Source organism: Methanocella paludicola SANAE, from assembly GCF_000011005.1.
Classification (GTDB): domain Archaea; phylum Halobacteriota; class Methanocellia; order Methanocellales; family Methanocellaceae; genus Methanocella; species Methanocella paludicola.
On the sequence record NC_013665.1, the window covers coordinates 477,439 to 493,279 of the forward strand.

Annotated in this window: 15 protein-coding genes; 5 read left to right on the forward strand and 10 right to left on the reverse strand. The window is 57.1% G+C overall.

All coding sequences use genetic code 11. The features are described from left to right. Window positions 1-76 precede the first annotated feature (76 nt). Together MCP_RS02470 and MCP_RS02475 are read left to right on the forward strand one after the other, a co-directional pair. Complete coding sequence (locus MCP_RS02470) at window positions 77-736, forward strand: HAD family hydrolase (RefSeq protein WP_012899235.1); 660 nt, start codon at window positions 77-79, stop codon at window positions 734-736. Between the two features lie 44 nt (window positions 737-780). Continuing rightward, complete coding sequence (locus tag MCP_RS02475; RefSeq protein WP_012899236.1) at window positions 781-2,541, forward strand: glycoside hydrolase family 15 protein; 1,761 nt, start codon at window positions 781-783, stop codon at window positions 2,539-2,541. A gap of 23 nt (window positions 2,542-2,564) precedes the next feature. Here the strand turns inward: MCP_RS02475 and MCP_RS02480 are convergent, their stop codons facing one another. Further along, entirely contained in the window at window positions 2,565-3,869 is a 1,305-nt protein-coding gene (locus MCP_RS02480) for a glycosyltransferase family 4 protein (RefSeq protein WP_012899237.1), read from the reverse strand. 262 nt (window positions 3,870-4,131) lie between these two features. Next, on the reverse strand, window positions 4,132-5,427 hold the full coding sequence (gene asnS, locus MCP_RS02485; protein WP_012899238.1) for an asparagine--tRNA ligase: 1,296 nt from the start codon (window positions 5,425-5,427) through the stop codon (window positions 4,132-4,134). A gap of 247 nt (window positions 5,428-5,674) precedes the next feature. Between asnS and MCP_RS02490 the strand changes: the two genes are divergently transcribed. Further along, window positions 5,675-6,949 carry an RCC1 domain-containing protein gene (locus MCP_RS02490; RefSeq protein WP_128859901.1) on the forward strand — a complete coding sequence of 425 codons (1,275 nt, stop codon included), beginning with the start codon at window positions 5,675-5,677 and terminating at the stop codon, window positions 6,947-6,949. A 441-nt stretch (window positions 6,950-7,390) separates the two neighbouring features. Here MCP_RS02490 and MCP_RS02495 read toward each other — a convergent pair whose 3' ends face one another. From MCP_RS02495 to MCP_RS02515, 6 genes are all read right to left on the reverse strand, one after another. Continuing rightward, the gene (locus MCP_RS02495) at window positions 7,391-8,542 is read right to left on the reverse strand and encodes a mechanosensitive ion channel family protein (RefSeq protein ID WP_128859902.1); all 1,152 of its coding nucleotides are present in this window, start codon (window positions 8,540-8,542) and stop codon (window positions 7,391-7,393) included. A gap of 3 nt (window positions 8,543-8,545) precedes the next feature. Beyond that, window positions 8,546-9,739 carry an aminotransferase class I/II-fold pyridoxal phosphate-dependent enzyme gene (locus MCP_RS02500; RefSeq protein ID WP_012899241.1) on the reverse strand — a complete coding sequence of 398 codons (1,194 nt, stop codon included), beginning with the start codon at window positions 9,737-9,739 and terminating at the stop codon, window positions 8,546-8,548. Continuing rightward, window positions 9,736-10,458, reverse strand: a complete 723-nt coding sequence (locus MCP_RS02505; RefSeq protein ID WP_331369594.1) for an Lrp/AsnC family transcriptional regulator — start codon at window positions 10,456-10,458, stop codon at window positions 9,736-9,738. Before MCP_RS02505 ends, MCP_RS02500 begins: the two co-directional genes overlap by 4 nt. Continuing rightward, window positions 10,386-10,598 (reverse strand): histone family protein, encoded by a 213-nt coding sequence (locus MCP_RS02510; RefSeq protein WP_012899243.1) that lies wholly within the window; start codon window positions 10,596-10,598, stop codon window positions 10,386-10,388. Before MCP_RS02510 ends, MCP_RS02505 begins: the two co-directional genes overlap by 73 nt. Window positions 10,599-10,714: 116 nt before the next feature. Continuing rightward, the gene (locus MCP_RS15595; protein ID WP_158301432.1) at window positions 10,715-10,864 is read right to left on the reverse strand and encodes a hypothetical protein; all 150 of its coding nucleotides are present in this window, start codon (window positions 10,862-10,864) and stop codon (window positions 10,715-10,717) included. 549 nt (window positions 10,865-11,413) lie between these two features. Next, entirely contained in the window at window positions 11,414-11,971 is a 558-nt protein-coding gene (locus MCP_RS02515; protein WP_012899244.1) for a CBS domain-containing protein, read from the reverse strand. Window positions 11,972-12,165: 194 nt separating this feature from the next. Between MCP_RS02515 and MCP_RS02520 the strand changes: the two genes are divergently transcribed. Both MCP_RS02520 and MCP_RS02525 read left to right on the forward strand, forming a co-directional pair. Continuing rightward, window positions 12,166-13,665, forward strand: coding sequence for a hypothetical protein (locus tag MCP_RS02520; protein WP_158301433.1), 1,500 nt, complete (start codon window positions 12,166-12,168; stop codon window positions 13,663-13,665). A 162-nt stretch (window positions 13,666-13,827) separates the two neighbouring features. Next, window positions 13,828-14,217 carry a GxxExxY protein gene (locus tag MCP_RS02525; protein ID WP_012899246.1) on the forward strand — a complete coding sequence of 130 codons (390 nt, stop codon included), beginning with the start codon at window positions 13,828-13,830 and terminating at the stop codon, window positions 14,215-14,217. A 108-nt stretch (window positions 14,218-14,325) separates the two neighbouring features. Here the strand turns inward: MCP_RS02525 and MCP_RS02530 are convergent, their stop codons facing one another. Both MCP_RS02530 and MCP_RS02535 read right to left on the reverse strand, forming a co-directional pair. Continuing rightward, window positions 14,326-14,826, reverse strand: a complete 501-nt coding sequence (locus tag MCP_RS02530) for a DUF2124 domain-containing protein (protein ID WP_012899247.1) — start codon at window positions 14,824-14,826, stop codon at window positions 14,326-14,328. Continuing rightward, window positions 14,827-15,807 (reverse strand): DUF128 domain-containing protein, encoded by a 981-nt coding sequence (locus MCP_RS02535; protein ID WP_012899248.1) that lies wholly within the window; start codon window positions 15,805-15,807, stop codon window positions 14,827-14,829. Window positions 15,808-15,841 lie beyond the last annotated feature (34 nt).

Consider the following 15,841-nt stretch of genomic DNA (forward strand, 5'->3'; position numbering starts at 1 on the left):
CCTAATATCCTTTGAATGTGGCAACGTGCTTGTATATTAGAAAATCTTTTATGCGCGTCCGCCATAGCTTAATTTAATGGCTATCAAGCTCGTTATAAGCGATTTTGACCGGACGTTCACTGACGAGAGCCTGTCCGTGGGGCCGGAGTTGCGCGAGGCCATACGCATCATCCAGGCGAAGGGCATTGGTTTCTCGATCGTCTCCGGCCGTAACTATGACTTCCTCCTGGAGTTTTGCCGTGAGCTGGACGGGCTTGTCGATTCATTTGTCGCCGAGAATGGCTGCCTCGGTTTCTTTAGAGGTAAAAAATACTTGCTCGGGGATTCGCGCCTGCGGGGCGAGCTTCTTAGGCGGCTCGAGAGGCTTAGCGTGCCGTACGGGCAGGGAGAGGTCATCGTCGCCGTCGACGTGCAGCAGGAAAAGGGCCTCGTGGAAGCGCTCAATGGCATGGGCGGAGCGTTCCACATCATCAGGAACGTGGACTCCCTCATGATACTGCCCGCGGGCATCTCAAAGTCGTCCGGCGCCGGGTGGCTGTCCGGGATGTACGGCGTGTCCAGGGACGAGACGGCGGCCATCGGTGACGCGCAGAACGACGTGGCGTTCAAGGACTCGTGCGTCTTACTGGGCGCAGTATCGAACGCCATCCCGGAGATGAAGGCCGCCGCCGATTACGTGTGCAGGCAGGGCTATGGCAGGGGCCTCCAGGAGTTCATCGAGTTCATAGGCCGCTAAATACCCATATAACGATTTTATAATGAGCGGGTGAATCTGATTTTATGTATGGCGTCGTCGGCAACGGGGAGACATGCGCTTTCATCAGCATATTCAGCTCGCTGGATTGGCTCTGCCTGCCCAGGTTCGACTCCCCGACGATGTTCGCCAGGGCTCTGGACAGCGTGAACGGCGGCTCGATCACCCTGTCCCGGGAGCAGGCGGGCACGAGCACGCCCTTCGAGAGGGGCGAGCAGCGGTACCTGGAAGACACGAACCTGCTGGAGACCACGAGCCTGGTGGGCGCCGACACGGCCAGGGCCATCGACTTCATGCCATTCGGCAAGCACAAGCTCTGGCGCATCCTGGGCGTCTCGGGGCCTGACAACTTCAAGCTCGTCCTCGACGTGGACCCCAGGCCCGACTATAACCGCTCAAAGCCGACCATAAATATCCTCGACAACGGGCTGATGATCTGCTCCCCGGGCCAGGCGCTGATGATCACCTGCTCGGAAAAGGCCGTGGTAAAGAAAAAAAGCATAACCTTCGACGTGCAGCCGCCCATGACCATACCGCTGCTGCTGACGTACGGCTCTACGCCCGAAGAGGCCAGGAAGGCGGCGGCCAGCTCGAACTACGAGCGCGAGTACCAGGCGGACCTCAAGCTATGGAGGAACTACACGGCATGCGCCTTCCCGGTGTTCGACCTCAGCCCGCGGATGCACTATTATTATATGCGCTCCCTGCTCGTGCTCAAATTATTAATGTACGACAGGAGCGGCGCCATCCTGGCCGCCCCCACGACATCGTTCCCCGAGATCGTGGGCGAGGACAAGAACTGGGATTACCGTTTTTGCTGGGTCCGGGACGGGGCCTACAGCGCCGAGGCGCTGGCGCTGGCTGGACTCTTCGGGGACTCCCGGCAGATCATCGATTTCTTATTAAGCATCGTGCAGCCCGAGGGCAAGCCCTATCCTTACCCGCTTGTGTCCATTTACGGCGACCTCACGGGCACGGAAGAGGAGGAGGTCGACACGCTCGCCGGGTTCGGGAACAGCCGGCCCGTCAGGATCGGCAACAAGGCCGTCGACCAGAAGCAGAACGACCTGGAGGGCGAGGTCATCCATGCCATATACACGCTGAATAAATATTCGGGCTGCGCGGGATACGTGGAAGAGAATTTTCTGGCCATCGAGAGGATCGTGGAGCACGTGGCCGGGCACTGGAGGGAGAAGGACGCGGGCATCTGGGAGTTCCGGCGCCAGTACATGGATTATGTCCACAGCAAGACGATGTGCTGGGCGGCGCTGGAGTACGGCGCCCGGCTGGCCACGCTGGTAGACAGGCGTCATCTCGCCAGCAAATGGGGCCTGGAGGCGGAGAAAGTTAAAGTCGACATCGTCAAGAATGGGTGGTCTGAAAAGCGGAAATGTTTCAAGCGTGCGTACGAGGACGACGCGTACGACGCGTCAGTGCTGGCAATACCCCTCATGAACATGCTCCCCATGGAAGACCCGATGGTGCGCATGACCATCAAGAGCATCACGGATAACCTGGGCACGGGCGGCCTGCTAAAGCGGTTCGCGGAGGAGCCCAACGCCTTCATGCTCTCCTCGCTATGGCTGGCCCAGGTGCTGATGAAAAGGGGCAAGACCGTGAACGCCCTGGATATCATTAATAGGGCGGCACGCTACGCCTCCAGCGACCTCGGCCTCTTCGCCGAAGAGTACGACATGTACTACCAGCGCCTCGTGGGCAACATCCCGCAGTCGTTCTCGCACGAGGAGTTCGTCAAGTCCATTAATTATCTCCTGGGGAAAGAGTGATCAGCCGGTGAGCGGCGACCCGGCTAGCCGGTCAGTAGCGACTCTCCGGCCCCCGAAGGCTCCTCGAACCCTTTCCCGAGGCAGATATTATCGTAGATGTCACAGTGCTCCCGGAAGCCCCGGTCCACGCAGAAGCGCTCGCAGGCGATCTGCCGGCCCCTTTCCCCCATCAGCTTTCTCATCGCCGGGTCCTCGATCATCCTGCAGATCTGGCGGGCAAGCGCCTTATGGTCCTTCGGCTGGAACAGTAACCCGTTGAAGCCGTCGATGATCTGCTCGGGTATGCCGCCGACGTTCGAGCCCACAACTGGCTTGCCGAAGCACATGGCCTCCGAAATGACCAGGCCGAAGCCCTCGTTGATGGACGGCTGGACGAGCATGTCGCAGGCATCGTACGCTTTCATCAGGTCTTCCTGGCTTACCTTGCCTAAGAACCGTACTTTTCCGCCCAGCCCGAGCTCCTGCACCATCGCCTCGAGCTCTTCGAGCCGGTTCGTGCGCCCGATGAACTTTTTCGTGAGGGACCCGTTCCCGATGAAGATGCACGTCGTGTCCGGGTGCTTCTTTATTACCACGGCCATGGCCTTGATCAGGTACTCCTGCCCTTTACGGGGGTCGATACGGGACACGCAGAGCACGAGATCATCGCCGCCGGGGATGTTGTACTTCTCCCTGAAGTCGTTCTCCCCGTCAGTGACGTATTCGTCCGTGTCGATGAACGGGTTGATCTTAGAGACCTTGTCGGGATTCATGCCGCTCTCGACCGCAGTGCGCACGTACTCGTCCGTGGAAAAGATGACCCTGTCGTAGTAGCGCATATACCTCACGAGGAACTCCCTCCACTCGGCCGGCGTATCCCTGGTGAACGGTATGTGCCAGGTAAAGATGGCGGGCACCCCGATATCGCTCTTGATCAGGAACGCGAGGGGCATCACCTGGAAGTCGTGCACGTGGAGCACGTCGAACTTCTCGATATCGTACACCTGCCGCACCTTCTCGTACATGTTGAGATTGAAGCCCAGGTATTCCGTGTAGCCGTTGCTGAAGCGGTCCTCCAGCGACGAGACCTTCCGCCCGTGAGTAACGTCGATGATGAGCTCCTTGAACTTGAAATAGCCGTCGATTGACTCCTGCATGCCCTCGTCCCCGGACATGCGGTACACGCGGACGCCATCCACGACCTCGTACTCGGGCATGTCGGAGGACCGCAGGTGCACGACCACCATCTCATCCCCTCGGGCCGTCAACTTCCTGCCCAGCGACTGCAAGTACCTGGTCACGCCGCCGATGTACGGATAAAACGACTGTGAGACGACACAAATTTTCATAAAGATGGTTCTTGAATGACGGGCTAAATATGTTCGTCGAATTTTTACCTGTAAAAAAACACTCCGATTTACATTAAAAGCGTTAATATGCCAGCTTAATTAATAACTGGGAAAAATTCTACTCATTTATCCATTATAACTATAGTGCAATCCCCGCCTGACCGGAGGGGCGTGTAAAAAGGCTAAAAGGTACCGAAGGTAGCCGATTATGTCGACACCGCTACCTGGCCCTATGAACCGCTTGTGCGTAAATATTTATGGTCTACGGGTACGACCGGCTGATCGTCCTCGGGTACGGGATGGTGTCCCTGATGTGCTCCAGGCCGCATATCCAGCGTACCAGACGTTCGGTGCCCATGCCGAACCCGGAGTGCGGCACCGAGCCGTAGCGTCTCAGGTCCAGGTACCAGGCGTACTTCGCCGGATCCTCGCCCTGCTTGCGTATGCGTTCCTCAAGGATCGCCAGGTCGGTCTCCCTCTCGCTGGCGCCGATGATCTCGCCAAAGCCTTTCGGCGCTATCATGTCGACATTAAGCACTTTCCCGTTCCCGGCGTCCTTCATGTAGAAGGCCTTCACCTCGGCCGGGTACTCCGTAATAAATAATGGCTTATCGTAATGTGTCGAGAGCTGCCGTTCCTCGTGGGTGCCGAAGTCCTCGCCGGGCTTGAACTCGAACCCGTCCGCCTGGAGTACTTTCACGGCCTCGTCGTAGGTGATCCTGGGGAAGGGCGCCTTCAGGCCCTTGAAATATTCCGGGTCGCCGCCTACGAGCCTGATCTCCTCCGCCCTTTCCTCGCCGACCCTGTTGCACACGTAGCAGACGAGCTGCTCAAGCATGTCGATCATCTCATACAGTCCCATCCAGGCCATCTCGCCCTCGATGTGCCAGTACTCGGCCAGGTGCCTGGTCGTGCGGGACTTCTCCGCCCTGAAGGAGGGCGTGATCGAGTACACTTTCTCGAGCCCGAAGATGAGCGACTCGAGGTATAGCTGCGCGCTCTGGGACAGGTACGCTTTGTCCTCGAAGTACTTGAGCTCGAAGAGCGTGGACCCGCCCTCGCAGGCGCTCGAGATGATGATGGGCGGCGTGACCTCGAAGAACTCGTGGTTCCTGAACCATTCCCGGGCAGCGCTTAATACCGAGTCCTTGACCTTCATGATGGCCACGAGCTGCTTGCTCCTGACGTCCAGGTGCCTCAGGTCCAGCAGTACCTCGGGGTTGTGTTCCTCTTCGCCGAATATGGGATAGTCCCTGGATGCCCCGATCAGCTTCAGGTCCGTTGCCGAAAGCTCTTTTCCTCCAGGCGCCCTGGGGTCCGAGCGGACCTTGCCCTTCACGATAATGGAGCATTCGAGCGACAGCGCGTCCGCGACCTTCAAGGCCTCGTCGCACACGTTGCCCTTGCGGGCGGTCACCTGCATTTCGCCGGTGGCGTCCCTTATGAGAGTAAAAACGATCTTGCCGCTCGAGCGGTTCTTGACGACCCATCCGCCGACCTCCACTTCCTCGCCGTCGGCGAACCTTCCGGAAAGCACGTCCTTTATCCTTGCGTACATAGGCTCATCTACGGGCGCGTATTAGGGCGTCATTCATCAAAAAGCTTTAGGCTGATGCCTATTCGAGCAGCGAGACACTCCCTGACATAGCATTCAGCCTTAATGGTATTATGTTACTTCAGGCCGATTACAGGATGATGATATAAGCTATTTATATCCTCGCGCATAACTTCCTGTACGTGGTACCATGAGGGGTTTCCGGCTTATCTTGCTCATCCTTATATGTTCGTTCTCGCTCGTTCTCATTATGCCCTGTGTGACTGCCTGGTCGCCCGCGGTCGTTTCCATCGCCGCGTCCAACTCGACTTCCGTGGCATTGCTCGACGACGGCACCGTGTGGCAGTGGGGCTACGTGAGTGACGGCGTCGAATATGCGACGCCCCAAAAGGTAGAGATCTCGGTCGTAAGGAAGATCGCGGCCGGGTACGGCCACGTGCTTGCTCTGAAGGGAGACGGAACTGTTTGGGCCTGGGGGTCGAACAAGTACGGACAGCTCGGGGACGGCACATATAACGACAGCGCCGGGCCGGTCCAGGTAGCGGGGCTCACGGGCGTCAAGGCCATCGCCGCCGGCAAGGACATCAGCCTTGCTCTGAAGGGCGACGGCACGGTGTGGGCCTGGGGCTCCAACTCGTACGGCCAGGTAGGCGAGGGCTCGCTCAATTATAAGGGCACGGCCGTGCCCATCCAGGTTAAGGGCCTGAACAATATCCAGGCCATATCGGCCGGGGGCTCGCACTGCCTCGCATCGCAGGGAGACGGCGCGGTGTGGGCCTGGGGCGATAACCGCCACGGCGTTTTGGGAGACGGCACCAACGAGAGCCGCTTTACTCCCGTCCGGTCTAAGATCTATAACGTGATGGGCCTCGACGCGGGCGACGCCCACGCGCTGGCCGTCATGGTGGACGGCAACGTCTGGTCATGGGGCTATAATTATAACGGCCAGCTCGGCATGGGCGGCACGAGCCTGAACGACCTCGGCCGGCTCTCATTCGGGCCGGAGGCGGACTCTTTTAACCCCGATATCGTCCGGGGTTTATCCGGCGTGAAGTCAGTGGCAGTGGGCGCCTCGCACTCCGTCGCGCTGGCCGATAACGGCACCGTCTGGACGTGGGGCAGTAACTCGGACGGCCAGCTAGGTGTCGGTAAAACAGGGGGAAGCGACATGACCGTGCCCGTGCGGGTGAGCGGCATTAACGGCATCACCGCCGTCGACGCGGGCCTCTATCATACGCTGGCCCTCAAAGACGACGGCAGCGTATGGGCCTGGGGCTCGAACGCTGAGGGCCAGGTCGGTAACAGGAGCGCCTCCGCGGGCTCTCCTGCGCTCGTGCTCATGCAGACGCAGATACTGCCTTCGCCGACGTCCACGCCTATCATCGTTACCGCTTCTCCGACTACCCCGGAGAGCGGGCCGAACTACATGCTTATCGGTTCCATCGCACTTCTGGCCGTCATCGTAATAGTCGTCGTCACAGCGTGCGTGCTATTGCTTAGAAGTAGAAAAAAGGGCTCCGGGTAAGAGGCCTTAAAATTCTATGTTAGTCTGGTAATTACTTGCTATTCTTTGAGGCACTAAGCGTACAGAGGCACTACTCTCACCACAATGGCACGGAGTTCACAAAGGCTCACTAAGATTTTTTTTAAAATGTAAGGGACAGAGGTCACAAAGACCGGTTCATTGGCGATAGGGCACAAAGGATACAATGGCACAATGGAATGAACATGCGAACACTTTTTGCCATCGTGTCATTGTCCCCTTCGTGTCTCTTAACCCAAAAAGCCTTCTCTGCGGCCTTTGTGAACTCCATTTTAAAGAAAGCTTTGTGAAACTCAGTGCGCTTCGTGCCATTGTGGTGAAAACAGTGCCTCTGTACACTCAGTGCCTTAAAAACCCGGCAGTACTGCATATAGCAACAGATAGGAAAACGCATCTACATTATGCAAGTAACTGGAATAATTATTAGCGCACCCGGGGCCGGACGTTCACCGTCGGGTACGGTATGACGATGCCCTCTTTTTTGAATGTGGCCAGGGCGTTACGGTATATGCTGTCCGACACAGACAGGTCGTTATCGTAATTGTCCACGTATGCAAGAAGCATTATAGTCACGGCAAAATCGCCCAGCTCTGACAGGTAAGCCCTCGGCTTCGGGTCAGCGGATACGCCAGGCGTCCCCGAGGCGATGCTTTCCAGGATGGCACAGGCCTTTTCGGCGTCCGAGGCGTAGCTTATCCTGACCTTAAGCTGGACCCGGAGCTTCACCTCGGGCTGCGAAATGTTCACGATATGGCTGGAGGCCATCTTCTCGTTGGGGACGACCACGATGCGGCCGTCCATGGTCCTCACACGGGTGCTCCACAGGCCCACGTCTTCCACGTCGGTCGCCCCGATGCCGTCCAGGTATAGCCTGTCCCCGATCTTAAAGGGCCGGTCAGTAAGGATGGCCATTGCGCCGAAGATATTCATGAGCATCGCCTTCGCCGCGAACGCGACGGCGATGCCGACGACGCCCAGGCTCGCTATCAGCGGCGTGACCTCGATGAAGAGGTCCAGGACCATGATGCCCGCGATGACATAGACGAGCACGACAACGACTTTTTGCAGGAACGGCAGCAGGTGGTCGTCAAGGTCTGAGCCCGTCTTGGGGGCGACGTCAGCGACGTACCACCGGATGAACGCGCTGATGATGTTCGAAACCAGGTATGCGCCGACCAGGATAAGGGCGATGGCGGCCAGCTTATCGATGGCGCCGACGATGCCCGGAGAAAGGCCGTTGAGCGTGTTGCACGCGAAGTAGACCCCGGCCACGATGATCAATACCTGTACCGGGGTTCTTATGGCTTTCAATAGTTCGTCATCGATCGACGACCGGGTCTTTGAGACGAGCCTCGGGGCTATGTCCGTGATGAAGCGCCTGACGATCCATGACAGCGCTAAAAAAATGGCCAGGACGATGGCCGCCGTGAGCGCTTCCGCCATTACGCCGCTCAGGCCAAGGTATGTCCCTATCAGGCTTTCCAGCCATCCGGACAGCTGGCTTACACTCGCCTGCCCAAAAGTATCCGTCGTGCCGGCGGTCACATTTGAGCCGATGGAAGCGTTCCCGGACATAGGTCAGCGCTTGACGCGTTTCTTAATGGTGGGGGCTTTTTCCGTCTTCAGCGTATCCAGGAACCGGCCGATGCGGGCCAGCGCTTCCTTGATGTCCTCCATGGACGAGCAGTACGAGCACCTCAGGTGCCCGATGCCGGACTCGCCGAAAACGCTTCCCGGCACGGTGACGACACCCTGATCGTACAGCAGCCTCTCCGAGAACTCCTCGGAGGACAGGCCGGTGGATCTTATCGACGGGAACGAGTAGAACGCCCCTTTAGGCTCGAAGCAGTCCATGCCCAGCGCGTTGAACCCTCTGACGATGACACGGCGCCGGCGGTTGTACTCCCTGACCATATCCTGCATGTCGCTCTGGCCGTTCTTCAGCGCCTCGATGGCGCCCAGCTGGGCGCCGATGGGAGCGCAGAGCATGGTGTACTGGTGGATCTTCATCATGGCCTCGATGACGTCCGCGTTGCCGCAGGCGTAGCCCAGCCTCCAGCCGGTCATGGCGAACGCCTTGCTGAACCCGTTCAGGAGAATCGTGTTGTCCCTCATGCCGTTCAATGATGCGATCGAGGCATGCCTGCCGTCGTAGGTAAGCTTCTCGTAGACCTCGTCCGTGAGGACCATCAGGTCGTGCTCGATGGCGACGTCGGCGACCTCCTCCAGGTCCTTCCTGGTCATGATGGCGCCCGTGGGGTTATTCGGGTAGTTCATGATGATGGCCGTGGTCTTTCGGGTGATCCTCTTTTCGATGTCCTCCCGGCGCACCTTGAAGTCGTTCTCGGCCCTGGTGCTGACCGGCACAGGGACGCCGCCGGCCATGATGACGCAGGGCTTGTATGACACGTAGCTGGGCTCCACGACCAGGATCTCGTCGCCCGGGTCCGTGATAGCCCTTATGGCCAGGTCGATGCCCTCGCTCACGCCCGTAGTGACTAAGATCTCGTTATTGGGGCTGTAGTCGCCTCCGGAGCCCTCGAAGGTGTACTTCGATATGAGCTCCCTTAATTCGAGTAATCCCCAGTTCGAGGTGTAGGTGGTCTTGCCCTTCTCCATGCCGTAGATGGACGCCTCCCTCACGCGCCAGGGGGTGATGAAGTCCGGCTCCCCCACGCCTAAGGAGATGACGTCCTTGATGGTGGAGGCGATATCGAAGTACTTGCGGATGCCTGACGGGGGCAGCTCGATGACCTTTTTCGCGATCTTCATGGGTGTATGACCAGCCTGCTGTCCTCTTCCTTCTCGAACATGATCTCGCCCTCCCGCTTGTAGCTCCTGAGCATGAAGTGGGTGGCGGTGTGAGTGACCTGGCTCAGGGGGGCGATCTTCTCGGCCACGAAGAAGGCGACCTCCTTCATGGTCTTGCCCTTGATCACCAGGTGGAGGTCGTGGTCTCCCGAGACCAGCATGCAGGTGACGACCTCGGGGAATTTGGATATGCGCTCGGCCACCGCATCGTAGCCCACGTTGCGCTCCGGGTTGAGCTGTACCTCGATGATGGCGTAGACTGAGTCATCGCCGTACTTCTCCCAGTCGATGAGCGTCTTATAGTGCCGGATGATGCCGCGGGCCTCCATCTCCTTGATGAAGCGCTGCACGTCCTTTTCCTTGAGGCCGGTCTGCTCCGCGATCTCCCTGGCCGTGAGCCTCGAGTCGTTCTCAAGCAGTTCCAGAACCTCGCGCATGGACTCGTCGGACGAGCCCTTCCTGACTTTCGATGTGGCCATTGGAATGAACCCCGTTGTCGGAGTTACTTGTTTGGCATTTACCTTTAAAAATGTAACGTTCCTGCCTAAAAAGAGTCTAAAGCGTTTTTTACTATGATGATAAGTAATATCGGTGTTATGATAATCGCTTAGAGCCTGAGCCGCTCCACGGCGAGCTTGATGTCGTCCGCCTTGATAGTCTTGCGGCCCGCGTGTATGCAAAGCTTGCTGGCCTCGGTGCCGACCTTCAGCACATAGTCCTCTGTATATTTTACCATCTCGTCGACCGCCTCGGCGGAGATCCTGTCGCCCCCCGCCTGGCTTAACAGCCTGGCGATCGGTGCCTTAGAAATTTCTGTCATAGCGATATCCTCCTATTCGTTATCATAACTTCACGATACGTAATAAACGTTTTGATTTTTTTGTTTGAATTTTCCCTTTTTAGGCGGATTATGCGCTTGATTTTAAAAATAAGGCATTATTGGGCTTTATATCCTCCCGCGGGCTCCGGGCATCCTATCCTGAGCATCGTCTTCGGCATGCTGCATAGCCCTCTTCGCTTACCGCTCGCGCTCAGTCCCGGGAATCTGTAGGGGCAGTCTGACTTTGCACATTCTCTCATATCCATTTCCATACCTCAATGGGGGAGGATGAGCTTATGCCATATAAGGTAAAGTAGCGCGCGCGGAGAAAGTAATCGCTCCATACATACGAATAACTAACATATCAAATATTAACTGTAGTTCCATTTTTTAATATCGCTCTCCAATGTGACGCACGTACTGCCCGTCGGTCGGTAACACGAAAACACGAATTTATTTTATATCCCACGTAAGGCTCGAAATGCACAAAGGTACATGCTTTGGGGTTCAAAACACGAAACAACCTCTCTAAAAGACGAACCTCTCGAAAGGATTGAAACACGAGAAAAAGCATAACCATTGGAGTTCATGCCGTCTCTTGTGTTTCTATCCTTTAGTGTTTTGGAGCCCTTAGGGAGGTTGTTTCGTGTTTTAAACGCACGGCATGCACCTGGTGATTTCGGGCCTTACGTGGGATATAAAAAGTCTTTCGTGGTTTAGTGATACCGACCGAAGGGATCCAGCTCCACAGGCAACACTGCAAAGGATTGAAATACAGATACGTAAACGGCCTATATGGTGAAAAAGAAAAACGTCTATTTGTTAAGAAGCCGCATGATATTGTACTTCGTGATGACGCCGACGACCTTGCCCATCTCCATGACGAGGACGGCGTGGTTGGCCTCGAGGAGCGCAGATATTGTGCCCATGTCGGTTCCGGGGGCTACGGCCGGGAACGAGTCCTCCATGAGCTCACGCACGCGGGCATTGCTTATGCGCTGGATGTCGCGGCTGCCCATGGCCTGCACCAGCGCGCTCTCGGAAATGCTCCCTATGGGCACGCCGTTCTCCAGCACGGGGACCTGCGAAAACCCGTACTTCTCCATGATCTTTACTGCCTGGTCCACCGACTCGTCCGGGGAGAGCGAGATGACGGGGGCGGTCATCAGGTCTTTCGCGGTGATGCGGGACTTCTCCATGTCGTCCAGGGCCGTGATGATGCTCTTGACCGTGGACAGCCTGGGGTCTACGTCGCCGGACTCGATCCGGGCGATCAGCGGCTGGCTCACGTGCGCGCGGGCGGCAAGCTCGCTCTGCGTCAGGCCAAGCTTAACGCGTTTCTTCTTTATGCTCTCTGGGGTCGGAAGCTCCATCAATATCTAAACTCAAGCGTTTGTTATTTATAATTTATGCATACGGCGCATAAACGGCAGGGCTTAACAAGTAAGCCTTTATAAGGTGATTTTTCGATATTTAAATAGAAATATATTTATAATTTATCCACTAAATTATATATTTGGCACCGATTGTGGTTTTTGCCATTATTCAGGGTGTTAGGGCGGTCAAATTGAGCGGACAAAACGCAATATTGCCGGCGACGGCGGCCTTGCTGATACTACTTTATCTCATGCCCGTAGCTGCCGCCCAGTCCACGACCGGCCTATCGTTATCCAACTCCAGCGACAGCGACGGGCGGGCGATATACGTCGAAGGCTACATCACGGGAGGCGACGAGGTGCACGATAAGACCACGTACCCCATACCCGGCGCCATCATATACTTCATCAAGGACCAGCAGGTGGTGAACCAGACGAAGTCGAACGCCATCGGCTACTACAACGTCGTCATCACCTCGGGCACGTACTCCGTCGTCACCGCCGCGGCGGGATTCCAGACGCTCATGGACGAGCAGGAGTTCAAGGGCACGCGGACGCTTAACCGGCAGCTGAAGAAAGTGCCCTACGCGGGCATCGTGCCCTATGCCGTGAACCCCGTGCTCGAGACGAGCCCCGGCAGGGAGGCTGCGTGTACGATTTGCGTCGAGAACAGCCAGCTCCAGGACCAGTACGTCTCGTTCGGCCTCCAGACCCCCGAAGTCGATGGCAAGAACTGGGCCGGATGGTGCCCCGAGGGGCAGATGCTAGGCATCCGCAGCGGCTCCCAGCGCGAGATCACCTTCATGTTCCAGTATAACGGGGACCAGCGCGGGGCCTATGTCTGGTACGTGCTCGTCACCGGCGGGTCTTTCTACGCGAAGATACCCGTCGTCGTGGTCGTCAAGGACATGCCGTACGAGTCGCTCGACCTGTACTCGAACTACCCGAGCCGCACGGTGAAGGCCGGCGACACCGCCCGCTTCGTCTTCAGCGTGAACAACGGCTACGCCCGGGATAAGCCGCTGACGCTCGAGATACAGAAGCCCGACGGCTGGGGCGCCACGACGGGCAACGGCACGCTGTACTACGCAGCCCGAGCCGAGGTCGCGTCCTCCGATTTCTGGGTCTACGTCCCCCAGGATACGCCCCCCGGCCCATACACGGTCAACCTCACCCTTAAAGGCCAGGACGTTTCCTCGAACATGCTCACGCTCTACCTCCAGGTCGAGGGCACTCCCGCCTACGAGGCGGTGATCAAAGGCTATAAGGCCTCCGCCCAGGGCTACCCCTCGATCAACCTCACCGATGGCGACGCTTTCGACATACCTGTCCGTGTATACAACGACGGCGAGTTCCCCATCGACATAATGGTGACCGCGGAAGTGGGCGAGAACTGGGCTTACTACATGAGCGGCGCCCCATGGGATAAAATAACGGTCGAGCCCGGCTCCGGCTCAGACCTCATCATCCGCTCCCGCGTGCCCAACGGCACCACGGGCAATTACACTGCTAAGATATACCTTGACGGCGGCGGCCAGACTAAAACGCTCATGGCCCTCCTGAACGTGACCTCCAGCGAGTCGCCGCCCATTAAGTCGGATGCCCTGGGGGGGCTGCTGTTAGCTGGGGGAACTGCCGGGGTCATTACGGTGTCGCTACTGGCCACCGCACGAAAACGCCGTCGATATTAAAAGACTGTGAATTTGATATAAGCTCGCGAAGCTTGTTAAGTCCGCGAAGGCTTTTCGAGCCCGAAGGCCGCGAAGCTGGCGCGAAGACCGCTAAGATTTTTTTATTAATTGGTAATTGCTAAATACTTATATGCATATTATTGTAAATAAGCTGTGATTTATATGGAACCTATTCCCGAAGAAATAGAAAAGATCGTGACCCAAATTATCGATGCAGCATACAATGTCCACGCATACACAGGCAACGGACTGCTCGAAAGCGCATACGAAGCATGCATGCTCATCGAACTGGAAAAGAAAGGATTGACTGTTGAAAACCAGATACTATTACCTATTATATACGACGGCCACATCATACCCAACGCCTACCGCCTCGACATCCTGGTAAACAAATGCGTAATAGTTGAAATAAAAGTCGTCGAAGATATACTCCCGGTACACATATCCCAGGTACTAACATACCTGAGATTCACCGATCTCAGAATAGGCCTGATCATAAACTTTAACAAAAAATACTTCGGCGATGCAGTCAGGAGAGTAAAACGAAAATAAAATATTCTTTAAAAAAATCTTAGCGGTCTTCGCGGCAGCTTCGCGGCCTTCGGGCTCGAACAGCCTTCGCGGACTTAACAAGCTTCGCGAGCTTAAAAAGATAGAGAGCTAAGGCTCAAACTTCTGCACCTGGATCGGGTCGATATTCGCATCAATGACCACGTCGAAGGGCACCTTACCGTACCAGCCGGCCTTCTCGAACATGCTCATGAAGCAAATGCCCATGACTTTTCCGCCGGGCTTCAGGATAGCCTTAATACGCTCCGCAGTGCCAGCGGCGTCCACCTTGCTGCCGGGCATCGACAGGCCGCCTAAAACAATAACGAAGTCGGCGCCGTGCGGGTCAGCAGCGCCCCCGGCCTGCATGCCTATACCGGGCACATGCCAGACGGACCGGGTCTCCTCCAGGATCGCATCGGGGACCAGGAACATCTCCACGTGGTCGTTCCGGATGGTGTATGCGAACAGCTCGATGAAGGGCACGCAGGTGCCCGCGCTGCCGAGGAACACGATCTTATGGGCGCGCTGCATGCCCAGCGCCGCCATCTGCGCCTTAAACGTCTTCAGCAAAGGCGAAAGCCCTTTTGTGGTCTCTACGACTTTATACATCTAATCCAGCCTCTTCAACTCATTTACGTTCATGACGGCGGAGAGCGGTATGATGCGCGTCTTGATGCCCATCTCAGTGAGGGCGGCGAACGGGTTGATGCCCGAGTAGCTCGCGATGCCGCACTTGCCCGTCTCGATGGGAACGCCAAGCAGGGGCCGCATGTTCTCGCAGCCCGAGAATATGCCATGGATGTCGGCGCTTTCTAGCTGGCTGATGATCTGCCGGGCATTCTCGCGGGCGTTCACCGGGATCTCCCTGATGTTGGCCAGGACGTAGCCTGAGCCCGTCTCAAGGACCTTGAGCACGGACGTCATCTTCCTCGAGACGAAGACGTTCATGGGGTTGATGGACGTGCCGTGATAATCGATCACCTCGGTGAAGCGCTCAGCGTTATGGTCCTTAACGCGGATGAGGCCGCCGTACTTCAGGTTCACGGGTATGCCCCGCTTTAAAAGGACTCCGTCGATGGTGATGCTGCAGAACGTGGCGAGAGCGACCTGGCCCTCGGGAACGTCGTTCTCCAGGATCTCCTGGCCCTCGTCCACTACCTTGAGCCGGGGACTGATCGCGTAGCCGGCCTCTACGACACGCTTGAGCGTATCGATCGAGCGGTCCAGGTCCGACTTGTTAATGTAACAGATGTTCACCACGGCCTCGCCCGTGTCCGTGGCCGGGTCGAAGGTGGTCTTGAACTCGTACTCCTCGATGCGCGTCGAGACAAAGCCTAAGCGGTCGGTGACGAGGGCGTGCTTCATCTCCTCCTCGCCCAGCGGGGTGATGACCCTGCCAAGGTAGCCGTGCTTTTTGGTGAAGCCCCGCTCGTCGAGCATCCTCAGGTGATAGCGGGTCGCACGCTCGCCCAGGTTATATCCCCGGCGGTTGAGCTCTTCGGCGATCTTGCGGGCCCCCACCTCTCCGTTCGACTCGCTCAGGATACGAAGGATCTCGATAAGTTTCCGCTGTGTCTCTGCGTCCGGCATTTCGATTATCTTCCCTAAACAAATTAAAAGATGC

Coding starts and splice junctions, on each gene's coding strand:
- MCP_RS02470 (WP_012899235.1), top strand. CDS start 77: ATGGCTATCAAGCTCGTTATAAGCGATTTTGACCGGACGTTCACTGAC.
- MCP_RS02530 (WP_012899247.1), bottom strand. CDS start 14,826: ATGTATAAAGTCGTAGAGACCACAAAAGGGCTTTCGCCTTTGCTGAAG.
- MCP_RS02525 (WP_012899246.1), top strand. CDS start 13,828: ATGGAACCTATTCCCGAAGAAATAGAAAAGATCGTGACCCAAATTATC.
- MCP_RS02500 (WP_012899241.1), bottom strand. CDS start 9,739: ATGAAGATCGCGAAAAAGGTCATCGAGCTGCCCCCGTCAGGCATCCGC.
- MCP_RS02495 (WP_128859902.1), bottom strand. CDS start 8,542: ATGTCCGGGAACGCTTCCATCGGCTCAAATGTGACCGCCGGCACGACG.
- MCP_RS02510 (WP_012899243.1), bottom strand. CDS start 10,598: ATGACAGAAATTTCTAAGGCACCGATCGCCAGGCTGTTAAGCCAGGCG.
- MCP_RS02515 (WP_012899244.1), bottom strand. CDS start 11,971: ATGGAGCTTCCGACCCCAGAGAGCATAAAGAAGAAACGCGTTAAGCTT.
- MCP_RS02490 (WP_128859901.1), top strand. CDS start 5,675: ATGCCCTGTGTGACTGCCTGGTCGCCCGCGGTCGTTTCCATCGCCGCG.
- MCP_RS02535 (WP_012899248.1), bottom strand. CDS start 15,807: ATGCCGGACGCAGAGACACAGCGGAAACTTATCGAGATCCTTCGTATC.
- asnS (WP_012899238.1), bottom strand. CDS start 5,427: ATGTACGCAAGGATAAAGGACGTGCTTTCCGGAAGGTTCGCCGACGGC.
- MCP_RS02480 (WP_012899237.1), bottom strand. CDS start 3,869: ATGAAAATTTGTGTCGTCTCACAGTCGTTTTATCCGTACATCGGCGGC.
- MCP_RS02475 (WP_012899236.1), top strand. CDS start 781: ATGTATGGCGTCGTCGGCAACGGGGAGACATGCGCTTTCATCAGCATA.
- MCP_RS15595 (WP_158301432.1), bottom strand. CDS start 10,864: ATGGATATGAGAGAATGTGCAAAGTCAGACTGCCCCTACAGATTCCCG.